The organism is Sphingomonas sp. MMS24-J13 (assembly GCF_044905095.1).
GTDB lineage: Bacteria > Pseudomonadota > Alphaproteobacteria > Sphingomonadales > Sphingomonadaceae > Sphingomonas_I.
The window spans coordinates 4,609,527-4,623,866 of sequence record NZ_CP173258.1 but is presented as its reverse complement, the minus strand read 5'-3'; the positions used below and the strand labels follow the sequence as shown (position 1 = coordinate 4,623,866).

The window sequence follows — 14,340 nt, the reverse complement described above, 5'->3', positions numbered from 1 at the left end:
GCCCGCCTTAGTGCGCAAGCGCCTTCACGATGTCCTCGACCATCTTTTTCGCATCGGCGAGCAGCATCATCGTGTTGTCGCGATAGAAGAGCTCGTTATCGACGCCGGCGTAGCCGACGCCGCCCATGCTGCGCTTTACGAACAGCACCGTCTTGGCCTTCTCGACATCGAGCACCGGCATGCCGTAGATCGGCGAGGATTTGTCGGTCTTGGCCGCGGGATTGGTGACGTCGTTGGCGCCGATGACGAAGGCGACATCGGTCTGCGCGAATTCGCCGTTGATATCCTCCAGCTCGAACACCTCGTCATAGGGCACATTGGCCTCGGCGAGCAGCACGTTCATGTGGCCCGGCATGCGGCCTGCGACCGGATGGATCGCATATTTGACCCGTACGCCCTCGGCCTTCAGCACGTCCGCCATCTCGCGCAACGCATGCTGCGCCTGCGCCACCGCCATGCCGTAGCCGGGAACGATGATGACCTGCTCGGCCTGGCTCATCAGGAAGGCGGCATCCTCGGCCGATCCGCGCTTCCACGGGCGATCGGTGGCGGCGGCCCCAGCCGCTCCGCCGGCATCGCCGCCGAACCCGCCGGCGATCACCGAGATGAAGCTGCGGTTCATCGCGCGGCACATGATGTAGCTCAGAATCGCGCCCGAACTGCCGACCAAGGCACCGGTGATGATCATCGCGCTGTTGTGGAGCGTGAACCCCATCGCCGCCGCCGCCCAGCCCGAATAGGAATTGAGCATCGACACGACCACCGGCATGTCGGCGCCGCCGATCGGGATGATCAGCAGGAAGCCGATCACGAAGCTCAGCCCCGTGATCGTGAAGAACACCCACGGGGATTGATCGAGCAGGAAATAGCCGATCAGTCCGATGATCCCCGCCAAGACGCCGAGATTGATGACGTGGCGCGCGGGCAGCATGATCGGCTTGCCCGACATTGTGCCGTTCAATTTGAGGAAGGCGATCACCGATCCCGAGAAGGTGATCGCACCGATCGCGATGCCGAGCCCCATCTCGATCCGGCTGACGAGATGGATCGCCCCGTCGGAATCGGAGATCCCGAAAGCATCGGGATTGAGGTAAGCGGCGACCGCCACCAGCACGGCGGCGAGCCCGACGAGGCTGTGGAAGGCGGCGACGAGCTGCGGCATCGCGGTCATCGCGATGCGCCGCGCCGTGACGAGGCCGATCGCGCCGCCGATCGCGATGGCGGCCCCGATCTCGGGCAGGGACGCGACCCCGTGGGTGACGAGGGTCGTGCCCACCGCCAGCGCCATTCCGAACATGCCGAAACGGTTGCCGCGCCGCGAGCTTGCCGGGCTCGACAGCCCGCGCAGTGCGAGGATGAAGCACACACCCGCCACCAGATAGGCGAGCATCGCCCACGGATTGACGGCATGCTCCATGGTCAGCCCCTCCCCTGCGCCGGCGCGATCGATCGCCGCCCGGTCACTTGTCCTTCTTCTTGTACATGGCGAGCATGCGCTCGGTCACCGCAAACCCGCCGAAGATATTGATGCTGGCCAGCACGACCGCGAGAAGCCCGAACCATTTCGACGTCGCCGATCCGGCCGCCGCACTCGCGATCAGCGCACCGACGACGATCACCGATGAGATCGCGTTGGTCACCGCCATCAGCGGCGTGTGCAGCGCCGGCGTGACCGACCAGACGACATAATAGCCGACGAAGCAGGCCATCACGAAGATCGAAAGGATGGAAAGAAAGTCCATCAGTGTGCTCCTGTAAGATCCTCCCCATGCATGGCATGGGGAGGGGGACCGCGCCGCGTAGCGGCGTGGTGGAGGGGCAAAACCATCGCGACAATAGCTTCGGAAACAGCGTCAGCGTCGGCGAGGGCATTCGATGCTGGGATGCGGACAACCTTTACTCCTACGGCTGCCAGTTTTGCATCGCGCTCAATGTCACGATTTGGACGATCGCCGCGCGAATGCGCCTCGCCATCAATTTCGAACGCCAGCCCGGCCTCGGCACAATAAAAGTCGAGGATGAAGCCAGCCACAGGATGTTGCCGGCGAAACTTCACTCCCCCGGCACGGCGACGAAGGCGCTGCCACAGCAGCACCTCTGGCAGACTCATCCCCTTCCGCAAGGCGCGCGCTTTCCGCACCGTCTGTGCTTTTGCCCCTCCACCAGCCTGCGGCTGGTCCCCCTCCCCATGCTGCGCATGGGGAGGATTTGGGGTGGCGCTCATCCGAGCAGCCTCGGGTTCACGACCTTGCCGCTTTGGGTCAGCCGGATCGCGCCGCCGATCTCGTCATCGAGCGCCGGCATCCCGCCGTCCTTGTCCCAGAAAGCGCTCAGGAAATTGTAGAGGTTGCGGGCAAACAGCGCGCTGGTGTCGGCCGCCAGACGGCTCGGCACGTTGCGGTGGCCGACGATCTTCACCCCATGGCGAACCACCACCTCGCCCGCCACTGCGCCCTCGACATTGCCGCCCTGCTCGACCGCGAGATCGACGATCACGCTGCCGGGCCGCATGCTCGCCACCTGCGCATCGCTGATCAGGCGCGGCGCCGGACGGCCGGGGATCAAGGCGGTGGTGATGACGATATCCTGTTTGGCGATATGCGCCGACACCAGCTCGGCCTGCGCGGCCTGATATTCGGGCGACATTTCAATGGCGTAGCCCCCCGATCCCTCGCCCTCGATCCCCTTCACATTCTCGACGAAGATCGGCTTGGCGCCGAGCGACTGGATCTGCTCCTTCGTCGCCGATCGCACGTCGGTCGCGGAAACCTGTGCGCCGAGCCGCCGCGCGGTTGCGATCGCCTGCAGGCCTGCCACGCCGACCCCCATGACGAACACCCGCGCTGCACTGACCGTGCCCGCCGCCGTCATCATCATCGGAAAAGCGCGGCCATATTCGGATGCCGCATCGAGCACCGCCTTGTAGCCCGCCAGGTTGGATTGCGAGGACAAGATGTCCATCGATTGCGCACGCGTGATGCGCGGCATCAATTCCATCGCCAGCGCTTCGAGCCCCGCCGCGGCATAAGCATCGATGCGCGCGCGATCGCCGAACGGATTGAGCGATGCCACCACCCAGGCGCCGGGTTTCACCCCGTTCAGGCTGGCCGGATCGGGGCCCTGCACCGCCAGAACGATATCCGCGCCGGCCAGGATCGCGGTGCGATCGCCGATCTGCGCGCCGGCATCAGCATAGGCCGAATCACCGATCGACGCACCCTCGCCCGCCCCGGCTTCGACCGCCAGGGTGGCACCGAGCGCGATGAACTTCCTGACCGTCTCCGCAGTGGCGGCGACGCGCCGCTCCCCCACCGCAGTCTCCTTAACGACTGCGATGCGGACGCTCACCTATCAGCGCGCAATGATCAGGACGACGATCGCACCAATGGCGAAGGCGGCGATCGCACCATATTTGAAAACGGTGAGAAAGCCTGAATAGGTGGCTTGGTGTGCAGGCATATCCATCGGCGCGCCATGATCGGCCATGCTTGATCGTCCCCGTAACTGTTCCGCTGCTGATTAGCCGGAGCTTGGCGCGGCCTCAAGCGCAGATCGTGACGGCACGAGTCTTTCTGGCAACACCACTAGGGGTTGAGTCTATCGGCCGCCCGAGACTCCATATCCTGTGGATAAAGTTATCCACAGGATATGCCGCGCGAAACCCCCGCACGGAAATGGCGGATTTTCAAGGCTTGACCCCACGCGATCGAGGACTCAACCATACGCGTTGGTTTGGCCGGGGGACGCCCGAATGGGGATTGTGCGCGCATTGAGGAAGCCTGCGGAGGCGCGGCCGGCGCTTGCGCTGTTGCCGCTCGACACCATCCTGCGGGGCGATTGCGTCGCCGAAATGGCGGCCTTGCCCGACAAATCGATCGACATGATCTTCGCCGATCCGCCCTACAACCTCCAGCTCGGCGGCGATCTCCACCGGCCCGAGGGCGGCAAGGTGGATGCCGTGATGGATCATTGGGATCGGTTCGACAGCTTCGAAGCCTATGATCGCTTCACCCGCGCCTGGCTGCACGAGGCGCGCCGTATCCTGAAGGATGACGGCACGCTCTGGGTGATCGGCAGCTACCACAACATCTTCCGGGTCGGGGCGGCGCTGCAGGATGCGGGCTTCTGGATCCTCAACGATATCGTCTGGCGCAAGGCCAACCCGATGCCCAATTTCAAGGGCACGCGCTTCACCAATGCGCACGAGACGATGATCTGGTGCTCGAAGAGCGAGAAAGCGCGCTACACCTTCAATTATCGCGCGATGAAGGGGCTGAACGACGACGTGCAGATGCGCTCCGACTGGAGCCTGCCGATCTGCTCGGGCGCGGAGCGGCTGAAGGACGATGACGGGCACAAGACCCATCCGACCCAGAAGCCCGAATCCCTGCTCTATCGGGTGCTGCTGGCAGCGACCAAGCCGGGCGACATCGTGCTCGATCCCTTCTTCGGCACTGGCACGACCGGGGCGGTCGCGCGGCGGCTGCGGCGGCGCTGGATCGGGATCGAACGCGAGAGCAAATATGTCGAGGCAGCGCAGGCGCGCATCCATTCGACCCTGCCGCTCGACGAGAGCGCGATGGTGGGCGTGCCGGAGAAGGCCTCCCAGCCGCGCGTCGCGTTCGGCCTGCTGGTCGAGAATGGCATGGTCGCGCCGGGCACGATCCTGATGGACGTCAAGCGCCGCTGGAGCGCCGAAGTGAAAGCCGACGGATCGCTCGTGTGCGAGACGCAGGGCGGATCGATCCACCGCCTGGGCGCACTGCTGCAGGGTGCACCATCGTGCAACGGCTGGACCTTCTGGCATATCGAGGAAGCCGGCGCGCTGGTGGCGATCGATGCACTGCGGCAGCGGCATCTGGCGGAATTTGTTTAATCTAAATCCTCCCCGGTACGGGGAGGGGGACCGCTCGAAGAGCGGTGGAGGGGCCCCCCGGCAGACGCAGCGCTCGCGGAGGGCCCCCTCCACCAGCCTGCGGCTGGTCCCCCTCCCCGTACCGGGGAGGATTTCTTGACTGCTCGCCTCTACCTCCGCCCCACCGGCTACGTCGACGCGCCGTTCGGGCATGACGGCCAGGTGCTGCGCCTCGCCGGCGGGCTCATCTGGTTCTCCGCGATCGAATTGATCGCGGTCGAGAATGGACAGCGGGTTCGGCAGGAACTGGTCCCGGTCGAACGGATCGATGCCGAACTCGACGAGGCAGGCCACGCCATCCTCGCCCGCATCACCGCCCCTCGTCCCCCAATCAAGCTTGCGCACCGCACGGTCCCGCTCGATCAACCGCAGGTGATGGCGATCCTCAACGTCACGCCGGACAGCTTCTCCGATGGGGGGCAGCATGTCGGCGATCCGGCGGGCGCGGCCGAGGCGGGGATGCGGATGCTGGAGGCGGGGGCTGCAATCCTCGACGTCGGCGGCGAATCGACCCGCCCCGGCGCCGCGACGGTGTGGGAAGGCGACGAGATCGCCCGCGTCGTGCCCACGATCGAGCGGCTGGCGGCGGCGGGCGCGGCCGTCTCGATCGATACGCGCAAGGCAGCGGTGATGGAGGCCGCGCTCGATGCCGGCGCGGCGATCGTCAACGACGTCTCGGCGCTTACCTACGACGAGCGCGCGATGCAGGTGGTGGCGGAGCGCGGCTGCCCGATCGTGCTGATGCACCACCGCCCCAAGCCCGATACGCGGACCGACGTGCTGATCCAGGTCTATGACTGGCTCGAGGCACGGATCGAAGCCGCGGTCGCGGCCGGCGTCGATCGTGCCAATATCATCGTCGATCCAGGGCTCGGCGCGGGCAGTTTCGGCAAGAGCGTCCGCGACAATCTCGCGCTGATCAACGGCCTGTCGTTGCTCCACGGCCTCGGCTGCCCGATCCTGCTCGGCGCGAGCCGCAAGACCTTCATCGGCGCGCTGAATGGCGAAGCGCCGGTCGAGAAGCGTCTCGGTGGATCGATCGCGACCGCACTCGCCGGTGCGGCGCAGGGGGTTCAGTTGCTGCGCGTCCACGACGCGTTCGAGACGGTCCAGGCGACTCGCATCTGGCGCGGGCTGCGCGATGAGGCGTTGTCACCCGTGTAGAGGAAGCCCGGCGGTCGTCGGGCGACGCTATTCCGCGTCGAGCGCCACCATCGCCTTGTCCCCAGCCAGCAGTTCGAACAGATCGCCGAACGAGCGGCGGTGATGACGCGTATGGCCATGGGTAACGATCGCGTCGCGATGAGCCTTGGTGCCGTAGCCAGCATTCTGCTCCCAGCGATAATGGACATGTCGCTGCGCGAGCCGCGCCATCAGCCGATCACGCAGTACCTTGGCCATGATCGATGCTGCGGCGATCTGGGGAACCTTGCCGTCACCCTTCACGACGGCGAGGGCATCCCCGGCAAGCCCGCGCGGGACATCGATCCCGTCGATACGCACCGGCGCGTCGATCTCCAGCCGGGTCACCGCCTGCGTCATCGCCTGCAAGGTCGCGTTCCGGATATTGTAGACGTCGATGTAGCGCGCCGATCGCGCGGCGAAACTGATGCGGGCGGCCTTGGCGATGAGCGGATAGAGTTGCTCGCGCTCGGCATGATCGATCCGTTTCGAATCATCGAGCCGGCCGAGCACGCCCTTCGGCAAAGCCTCGGGCTCGAACCACACCGCGCACACCACCACCGGGCCGCACAGAGCGCCGCGCCCGACCTCGTCACAGCCGATCACCGGCGGAAACAGGCTGGCGCGTTTACGGGCGAAGGGGCGGAGGATCGGTTTGCGTTCAGGCACGGACGCCATCATGCCATGCGCGATCGGCGGCGTCATCCATCACCCACGATTATTCCCCATGATCCACAAGCCTTGCGCCCGCCGAACGCCCGGCGCAGGAACGCCACATGGATTCCCTGGCCGAACCGATCGACCCGCGCGCCCGCCGTCAGCGTCAGGCCAAATTGGTGCTGTCGGTGGCATTGGCCTCGTTCGGGCTGTGGCTGAGCGCGACCTTCCTGCCGGCGCTCATCTGGGCAGCGATCATCGGCATTGCGATCGATCCGCTCTACACGCGCGCCGAATGCCGCTGGCCGGGCGGGCGCAAGGCGCTGCTTCCTGCCACCGCGACCCTGCTTATCGCGTTGCTGGTGCTCGCCCCGCTTGCGCTCGGCATCATCGAGGCGGCGCGCGAGGCGCATGTGCTGATCGAGTGGTGGGCCAACGTCCGCGCCAATGGCGTGCCCGAGCCCGAAATCCTCAAGCATCTACCGATGGCCAACGAGATGTCGGTCTGGTGGCAGCAAAATCTGGGCACGCCCGAGGCGGCGCAGCAATTCCATGCCTTCCGAACATCGATGCTGCTCCAGCACTCGCAGCTGGTCGGCAAGGGGCTGATCCACCGCGCGGTGGTCTTCACCTTCACCTTGATCGCCCTCTTCTTCCTGCTGCGCGACCGCGATCTGCTGGTCGCGCAGCTGCGGACCGCGGCGGCGCGCGTGTTCGGCCCGTCGGGCGGGCGGATCGGACATCAATTGATCCTGTCGGTACGCGGCACGATCGACGGGCTGGTGCTGGTCGGCATCGCCGAAGGCGCGGTAATGGCGATCGTCTACCTGATCGCCGGGGTGCCCCACCCGCTGCTGCTCGGCACTTTGACCGCCGTGGCCGCGATGATCCCGTTCGGTGCCGCTGTCCTGTTCGGCGTCGCGTCGGCGCTCCTGGTCGGTGCAGGATCGATCGGCTGGGCGATTGCGGTGTTCGCGATCGGCATGGTCGTGGTGGCGATCGCCGATCATGTGTTCCGCCCCGTGCTGATCGGCAGCGCGACCCGCCTCCCGTTCCTGTGGGTGCTGATCGGCATCCTGGGCGGCGTCGAGACGCTGGGGCTGCTGGGCCTGTTCGTCGGCCCGGCGGCGATGGCGACCCTGATCCTGTTGTGGCGCGACTATTTCGCGGACGGCATCATCGATGGATTGGTACAACCTGTGTCGCCATGCGATCCACCTCCGCCCGATTGTGACTGACGTAGAGGATCGGCAGCTTCAGATCGTCCCGGATACGCTCGATCATTCCCATGATCTCCTCCGCGCGCGCCGAATCGAGCGAGGCGAGCGGCTCGTCCATCAGCAGGAAGCGCGGGTTGGAGAGCAAGGCCCGGCCGATCGCGACGCGCTGCCCCTCCCCGCCCGATAGCGTGCGCGGCCAGCGATCGAGCAAATGCCCGATCCCGAGCAGCGCGACGACTTCGTCCAGCGCGATCAAACCTAAGCCGCGGCGCGCCCCGTAGAGCAGATTGGCGCGCACCTTGAGATGCGGAAACAGCCGCCCATCCTGAAAGACGTAGCCGGCATGGCGGCGCTCGGGCGGGAGATCGATGCCCTCGTCAAACAGGGTCTCGCCGGCAACGACGATGCGACCGCGATCGGGGCGGAGCAGCCCGGCGATCATGTTGAGAATGCTGGTCTTGCCGGCGCCTGACGGCCCGAATAAAGCCGTCAGCCCCGGCCCCGCCGAGAAAGCAAAGGCCAATTCGACGTCGCCCAGCTTTTTCGCGACATCGACTTCAAAGGACATGCGCACGCGCCGCCTGCGTGCGGACGATCAGTTCGGACGCGACCAAGGCACCGAGCGAAAGGATCACCGAGATGATCGCCAGCCGCGTAACGACGCCCTCGCCCCCCGGCACCTGCAAGGCGGTATAGATCGCGATCGGCAGGGTACGGGTCTGGCCCGGAATGTTCGAGACGAAACTGATCGTCGCGCCGAACTCGCCGAGCGAGCGCGCGAAGCCCAGCACCAGCCCGGCAATCACCCCGGCGCGCGACAACGGCAGGGTGATCGTGAAGAAGGTGCGCCACGGCCCGGCGCCGAGCGTGCGGGCCGTGCCCTCCAGCCGCCGGTCGACCGCCTCGATCGACAGCCGCATCGCGCGCACCATCAAAGGCAGTGCCATCACCGCAGCGGCGATCACCGCGCCGGTCCAGCGGAACATCACCGTGATCCCGAACCAGCGTTCGAGCCAGCCGCCGATCGGCCCGGTCCGCCCGAACGCGATCAGCAGGAGCCAGCCGGTCACCACCGGCGGTAGCACCAGCGGCAGATGGACGATCGCATCCAGCAAGGTCCGCCCGGGGAAACGTCCACGGGCGAGCAGATAGGCAAGGCCGAACGCGAACGGCAGCACCATGAGCACCGCGACGATCGCGATTCTGAGCGAGAGGGCGATGACCTCCCAATCGTCGGGCGTCAGGGTCACTTGGTGGCGAAACCATATTTCTTGAAGATGGCCTTGCCCGTGCCGGAAATCAGGAACCGGCGGAAGCCCTCCGCGTCCGCGCTGGTCGATGCGGTCAGCACCGCGATCGGGTAGGTGATCGGCGCGTGGCTGCTCTCGGGGAAGACGCCGACGACCCTGACGCCTTTCGATGCGATTGCGTCGGTCGCATAGACGATGCCGTAGGGCGCCTCGCCGCGCTCGACCAGGGCCAGGGCGGAGCGGACATTGTCGGCGCTCGCCACTTTGGGGCCGACGGCGTTCCATACGCCGAGCTTCGTCAGGGCTTCCTTGCCATATTTGCCGGCGGGCACCGAATTGGGTTCGCCCATCGCGATCTTGCCGTTGCCGATCATCTGCGCGAGCGGGAAGCCCGGCTTGATCGTCACCGGCCTGGCCTGCGCGACCGGCGCCACCAGCGCCAGCCGGTTGGCGAGGAACGACACGCGCGTACCCGGCTTGACGAGGTTATGCCTGGTGACGTCGTCCATCCACGGTTCGTCAGCCGAGATGAAGATGTCCGCCGGCGCGCCCGCATCGATCTGGCGCGCGAGCGCGGACGAGGCCGCGAAGGACAAGATCGGCCGGTCATGCTTGCGCGCCGCCCAGGCATTGGCAGCGGCGTTCAGCGATTCCTGCAGGCTCGCGGCCGCGAGCACGAGCGGGGGCGCGGCGAATGCCGGCGTCGCGAGGAAGGCGAGACACAGAAGCAGGAAACGACGCATTGGGCTCTCCGACAGACGCTATATCTCCACGTATATTGCGTCAGGCGGCAAGTCGCTAGCAAACGAGTGGAATTAAATTGATGCCTCCACGATGGCGCAGGAAGGATTTGCACCGGTGACCCGACCTGCCATGACGGCCAGATCGTGCTCGGGGATCGACAATGACGCTTGCCGCAATCGTATTGGCTTTGCTTCAGGTGCCGCTCGACGCTGACACCGCCGCTTGGTGGCACACGACCGGCGAACTCTCCAACGACGCGATGGAAGGCCGTGACACCGGCTCGCCAGGCTATGACCGCGCCGCGGCGTTGGTCGCGAAGAAATGGACGGCCGCCGGGCTGAAACCGATCGGCGACAATGGCGGCTGGTTCCAGCAGATCCCGTTCGAAGAAATCGCCGTGACGCAGGCCGCCATCACCGCAAACGGCAAGCGCCTCGCTTTCCTTTCCGACATCACCGTCACGGCCAGCAGCGTCGGCCCAACATTCGATGCCCCGATCGCCTATCGCGGCTATTGCCGGCCCGATCAGATCGGGGACGTGCGCGGCAAGCTTGTCATCTGCCATGGCTCGCGCCGCGACGACATGCCGAGCGCCGCCGACCGGGTGAACGCAGCCGCGCAGGCCGGCGCGGCCGGGATCGCAACGATCGCCGATCCCGGCTTCACGATCGAGCCGCCGCGCTGGCCCGCCGCCTATGCCCGCGAAGTGTGGATCGCCGGATCGCCGCCGGCGAAACCGCCCATCGCGACCTTCTCGCTCAACGCCGATGCGCTGGACACGCTGATCGCCGGCAGCGGTCAGGATGCCGCAGCACTCATCCGGGCGGGCAGCGAGGGCGGGCCGCTGCCGGCATTCGACGTGCCTGGCCGAATGCGGGCGCGTTTCACGATCACCCGCCGGACACTGACGTCCGCCAACGTCGTCGCCCTGCTGCCCGGCACCGATCCGGCGCTGGCGGACGAGCCGATCGTGCTGACCGCACATCTCGACGGCTATGGTCATGGCCAGCCGGTCAAGGGCGACGGGCTTTACAATGGCACGCTCGACGATGCCGCCTATGTCGCGCTGTTGACGCAACTGGCCGTGCACCGCGCCGGCAAGGGCTATCGCCACCCGATCATCTTCGCCGCGCTGACCGGCGAGGAGAAGGGCTTGTGGGGATCGCGCTGGCTGGTCGCGCATCGTCCGGCGGGGCACGCCCATTTCGCGGCGGACATCAATCTCGATCAGTTGCGGCCGATCTTCCCGCTCGCGTTGATGACCGTCCATGGACTCGAGGATTCGACGCTGGGCGGCGACGCCCGTGCCGTGGCCAATAAGCTCGGCATCCAGGTCCAGCTTGATCCCGAACCCGCACGCAACCTGATCCAGCGCGCCGACCACTGGAATTTTCTCCGCGCCGGGATTCCCGCGGTCAATTTCGTGTTCGGCTACAAACCGGGGACGCCGAGCGAGGCGATCTACCGGCGCTGGTATCGCGAAGGCTATCACCGCCCGCAGGACGATCTGAAGCAGGCGATCGACTGGAAGGCTGCGGCGGACTTCAACCGCTTCTTCTATGCACTGGTGGATCGCGTCGCAGACACGGACGGGTCGCCGGTTTGGGCGCCGTCCAGCCCATATCGGCCGAAGCCTTAGGCGCGCAGCATCGCCGATAGCGAAGCCAGTTCCTCCGCCGCGCCGCTCGTCACGGCGAGCTTCGCTTCCAGCGCACGATAGGCGGCCAGCACCGTCTTCCCGGCGGCACTCACCCGCGCGCCACCGCCGTGCGCGCCACCGGCCGTGGTTTCGACCAGCGGGGAGCCCCAGCAGCGGTTCATGACATCGACGAGGAGCCATGCGCGGCGATAGCTCATGCCGAGCGCGCGGCCGGCGGCCGAGATCGAGCCATGCTCGATGATCGCCTCCAGCAAGGCCGCCTTGCCCGGCCCGATCGCGATCTCCTCGCCCGCAAAGAGTTGCGCCTTGAGCTTGAGCTTGGCGGTCATGCTCGCTTTTCCCCTTGGAAATGGGCTTTTCCCAGTCCGTGGCCCATCGGCCCATGCCCCTCGCCGAATGCAGGCGCAGCCAGCATAGCCGCGCGAACATAATCCCCCGCCTGGCCGATCGCATCCACCAGACTCAGTCCCGAGCCCAAGCCCGTGGCGATCGCGCTCGACAATGTGCAGCCCGTGCCATGCGAATGTCGCGTGTGTATGCGCGATCCACGCCAGACCGCGATCTCGCCCGAGGGCCCGATCAGGCGATCGACCACCTCTTCGCCTTCGGCATGGCCGCCCTTGACCAATATGGTCTCGCCGCGGTTTGTCAGCAGATCGATGCCTCCCAGCGCCTCGAGCTCGGGTAGATTCGGCGTGGTGAGCCGGGCCAGCGCCATTAATCGCTTGAGCGCTGCAATCGTCGCGGCATCGGCAAGCGACGCCCCGCTTGTTGCGACCATGACGGGATCGAGCACGACCGGCATGTCCACCCGCTCCAACCAATCCGCCACTGCAGCGGCCGTCTCGGCCGATCCGATCATCCCGATCTTGATCGCATCGACCCCGATGTCGCTCGCCACGGCATCGATCTGTGCCAGCACCATGTCGGTCGGCACCGGCATCACGCCGGTTACGCCGAGCGTGTTCTGCGCCGTGATCGCAGTGATCGCGGTCATGGCGTGACCGCCAAGCATCATGATCGTCTTGATATCCGCCTGGATGCCGGCGCCGCCGCCCGAATCCGAGCCGGCGATCGCCAGCACGCGCGGGATCATGGCGTGTAACGGCGCTGCGTATCGGCCGGATTGCGCGCCAGCATTTCACCGACGCGGGTCGGCCGCTCCCCGAAGCCGCCGCCGCAATTGGGGCAAATCCGGTCCATCGTGTCCGCGCAAGGCCCGCAGAACGTGCATTCGAACGAGCAGATCATCGCACCAAGCTGATCGGCCGGAAGATCGCGTCCGCAACGTTCGCAATCGGGGCGCATCGCCAGCATCACGCGGCCTTGCGCACCGCATCGCAGATGCTGTCGACCACCTTGCCGACCAAAGCCTCGTCCTCGCCCTCGGCCATCACGCGGATCAGCGGTTCGGTGCCCGATTTGCGGATGACGAGGCGGCCGGTGCTGCCCAGTTCCTGTTCGGCATCGGCGATCACCGCCCTGACCTTCGCGTCCTCCAGCGGCTTGCCACCGGTGAAGCGGACATTCTTGAGAAGTTGCGGCAGCGGATCGAACAGGTGCAGCACCTGATGCGCCGGCTGCTTGCGGGCGACCAGTTCGGCCAGCACCTGCAGCGCGGCGATCAGGCCGTCGCCGGTGGTGGCATGGTCGGCCAGCACGATATGCCCCGATTGCTCGCCGCCGACATTGTAGCCGCCGGCACGCATCGCCTCGACCACATAGCGATCGCCCACCGGCGTGCGGTGGAGCGCGATACCCTGCCCCCACAGGAAGCGCTCGAGCCCGAGGTTCGACATGACCGTCGCAACGATCCCGTCCCCCTTGAGCGTACCGTTGCGTACCGCCGCGCAAGCGACCAATGCCATCAGCTGATCGCCATCGACGATCTGCCCGCGATCGTCGACCACGATCAGGCGATCGGCATCGCCATCGAGCGCGATGCCGATATCGGCGCGGGTTTCGAGGACGCGCGCCTGCAGCGCCTCGGGCGAGGTCGAGCCGACCTTGTCGTTGATGTTGGTGCCGTTGGGGCTGACGCCGAGTTCGATCAGTTCGGCCCCCAATTCCCACAAGGCGGTCGGCGCGACGCGATAGGCGGCCCCGTTGGCGCAATCGATGACGATGCGTAGCCCGTCGAGCCGAAGATGATCGGGGAAACTCGATTTGGCGACCGAGATATAGCGCCCTTGGGCATCATCGATGCGCCGTGCGCGGCCGATCAGCTCGGCGGGGACGAGCGGCGGCGGATTGTCGATCGCATGTTCGATCTTCAGCTCGTCCTCGTCGGACAATTTGTAGCCGTCCGGCCCGAACAATTTGATGCCGTTGTCCGCATAGGGATTGTGGCTGGCCGAGATCATCACGCCCAGATCGGCGCGCATCGATCGGGTGAGCATCGCCACGGCCGGCGTGGGCATCGGGCCGACCTGCAACACATCCATGCCGACGCTGGTGAAGCCTGCGGTCAGCGCCGATTCCATCATGTAGCCCGACAGGCGGGTATCCTTGCCGATCAGCACGCGGTGGCGGTGCGATCCGCGGAAGAAATGCGCCCCCGCCGCCTGCCCGACCCGCATCGCGATCTCGGCGGTCATCGCGCCTTCGTTGGTGCGCCCACGGATGCCGTCGGTGCCGAAATATTTGCGTGCCATGAGTCCGTCCGGTTGTTTGCACCGCCCCTATAGGCGCTCTCCCGCTTCCGCGGGAGAG

17 protein-coding genes are annotated in these 14,340 nt (G+C 66.3%); 4 read left to right on the top strand and 13 right to left on the bottom strand.

Going from position 1 to position 14,340, the window contains the following annotated elements; translation table 11 throughout:
* Positions 1 to 7 precede the first annotated feature (7 nt).
* The 5 genes from AB4Z44_RS21650 to AB4Z44_RS21630 all read right to left on the bottom strand — a co-directional run bounded on the left by AB4Z44_RS21650 (position 8) and on the right by AB4Z44_RS21630 (position 3,486).
* Positions 8 to 1,417, bottom strand: coding sequence for an NAD(P)(+) transhydrogenase (Re/Si-specific) subunit beta (locus tag AB4Z44_RS21650; protein WP_404711717.1), 1,410 nt, complete (start codon positions 1,415 to 1,417; stop codon positions 8 to 10).
* 43 nt (positions 1,418 to 1,460) lie between these two features.
* Positions 1,461 to 1,742 (bottom strand): proton-translocating transhydrogenase family protein, encoded by a 282-nt coding sequence (locus tag AB4Z44_RS21645; RefSeq protein WP_404711716.1) that lies wholly within the window; start codon positions 1,740 to 1,742, stop codon positions 1,461 to 1,463.
* A complete protein-coding gene (locus AB4Z44_RS21640) occupies positions 1,742 to 2,110 on the bottom strand; it encodes an endonuclease domain-containing protein (protein WP_404711715.1) in 369 nt (122 codons plus the stop codon). The genes AB4Z44_RS21645 and AB4Z44_RS21640 overlap by 1 nt, the downstream gene beginning before the upstream one ends.
* A gap of 110 nt (positions 2,111 to 2,220) precedes the next feature.
* On the bottom strand, positions 2,221 to 3,348 hold the full coding sequence (locus AB4Z44_RS21635) for a Re/Si-specific NAD(P)(+) transhydrogenase subunit alpha (protein WP_404711714.1): 1,128 nt from the start codon (positions 3,346 to 3,348) through the stop codon (positions 2,221 to 2,223).
* 3 nt (positions 3,349 to 3,351) lie between these two features.
* Positions 3,352 to 3,486, bottom strand: coding sequence for an aa3-type cytochrome c oxidase subunit IV (locus AB4Z44_RS21630; protein WP_404711713.1), 135 nt, complete (start codon positions 3,484 to 3,486; stop codon positions 3,352 to 3,354).
* A gap of 265 nt (positions 3,487 to 3,751) precedes the next feature.
* Between AB4Z44_RS21630 and AB4Z44_RS21625 the strand changes: the two genes are divergently transcribed.
* Complete coding sequence (locus AB4Z44_RS21625; RefSeq protein ID WP_404711712.1) at positions 3,752 to 4,876, top strand: site-specific DNA-methyltransferase; 1,125 nt, start codon at positions 3,752 to 3,754, stop codon at positions 4,874 to 4,876.
* Between the two features lie 135 nt (positions 4,877 to 5,011).
* On the top strand, positions 5,012 to 6,079 hold the full coding sequence (gene folP, locus AB4Z44_RS21620) for a dihydropteroate synthase (protein WP_404711711.1): 1,068 nt from the start codon (positions 5,012 to 5,014) through the stop codon (positions 6,077 to 6,079).
* 27 nt (positions 6,080 to 6,106) lie between these two features.
* Here the strand turns inward: folP and AB4Z44_RS21615 are convergent, their stop codons facing one another.
* On the bottom strand, positions 6,107 to 6,766 hold the full coding sequence (locus tag AB4Z44_RS21615) for a ribonuclease HII (protein WP_404711710.1): 660 nt from the start codon (positions 6,764 to 6,766) through the stop codon (positions 6,107 to 6,109).
* Between the two features lie 107 nt (positions 6,767 to 6,873).
* Here AB4Z44_RS21615 and AB4Z44_RS21610 point away from each other — a divergent pair, with 107 nt between their 5' ends.
* Entirely contained in the window at positions 6,874 to 7,992 is a 1,119-nt protein-coding gene (locus tag AB4Z44_RS21610) for an AI-2E family transporter (RefSeq protein WP_404711709.1), read from the top strand.
* On the opposite strand, the gene AB4Z44_RS21605 is transcribed toward AB4Z44_RS21610, so the two are convergent.
* The 3 genes from AB4Z44_RS21605 to modA are packed head-to-tail and all read right to left on the bottom strand — an operon-like array spanning position 7,931 to position 9,967.
* Positions 7,931 to 8,542, bottom strand: coding sequence for a molybdenum ABC transporter ATP-binding protein (locus AB4Z44_RS21605; protein WP_404711708.1), 612 nt, complete (start codon positions 8,540 to 8,542; stop codon positions 7,931 to 7,933). The two genes, AB4Z44_RS21610 and AB4Z44_RS21605, sit on opposite strands and share 62 nt — an antisense overlap.
* The gene (modB, locus tag AB4Z44_RS21600) at positions 8,532 to 9,224 is read right to left on the bottom strand and encodes a molybdate ABC transporter permease subunit (protein WP_404711707.1); all 693 of its coding nucleotides are present in this window, start codon (positions 9,222 to 9,224) and stop codon (positions 8,532 to 8,534) included. Before modB ends, AB4Z44_RS21605 begins: the two co-directional genes overlap by 11 nt.
* On the bottom strand, positions 9,221 to 9,967 hold the full coding sequence (gene modA, locus AB4Z44_RS21595; protein ID WP_404711706.1) for a molybdate ABC transporter substrate-binding protein: 747 nt from the start codon (positions 9,965 to 9,967) through the stop codon (positions 9,221 to 9,223). The genes modB and modA overlap by 4 nt, the downstream gene beginning before the upstream one ends.
* Positions 9,968 to 10,128: 161 nt before the next feature.
* Here modA and AB4Z44_RS21590 point away from each other — a divergent pair, with 161 nt between their 5' ends.
* A complete protein-coding gene (locus AB4Z44_RS21590) occupies positions 10,129 to 11,607 on the top strand; it encodes a M28 family peptidase (RefSeq protein WP_404711705.1) in 1,479 nt (492 codons plus the stop codon).
* Here AB4Z44_RS21590 and AB4Z44_RS21585 read toward each other — a convergent pair.
* From AB4Z44_RS21585 to glmM, 4 genes are read right to left on the bottom strand one after another with little or no spacing between them, the layout of a single operon-like run.
* Positions 11,604 to 11,957: a winged helix-turn-helix domain-containing protein gene (locus AB4Z44_RS21585; RefSeq protein WP_404711704.1), complete on the bottom strand. Its 354-nt coding sequence runs from the start codon at positions 11,955 to 11,957 to the stop codon at positions 11,604 to 11,606. The genes AB4Z44_RS21590 and AB4Z44_RS21585 overlap by 4 nt on opposite strands.
* Complete coding sequence (gene thiD, locus AB4Z44_RS21580) at positions 11,954 to 12,724, bottom strand: bifunctional hydroxymethylpyrimidine kinase/phosphomethylpyrimidine kinase (RefSeq protein ID WP_404711703.1); 771 nt, start codon at positions 12,722 to 12,724, stop codon at positions 11,954 to 11,956. The genes AB4Z44_RS21585 and thiD overlap by 4 nt, the downstream gene beginning before the upstream one ends.
* Positions 12,721 to 12,945, bottom strand: a complete 225-nt coding sequence (locus AB4Z44_RS21575) for a DUF1272 domain-containing protein (protein WP_404711702.1) — start codon at positions 12,943 to 12,945, stop codon at positions 12,721 to 12,723. The genes thiD and AB4Z44_RS21575 overlap by 4 nt, the downstream gene beginning before the upstream one ends.
* Complete coding sequence (glmM, locus tag AB4Z44_RS21570) at positions 12,945 to 14,282, bottom strand: phosphoglucosamine mutase (protein WP_404711701.1); 1,338 nt, start codon at positions 14,280 to 14,282, stop codon at positions 12,945 to 12,947. Before glmM ends, AB4Z44_RS21575 begins: the two co-directional genes overlap by 1 nt.
* Positions 14,283 to 14,340: the final 58 nt, after the last annotated feature.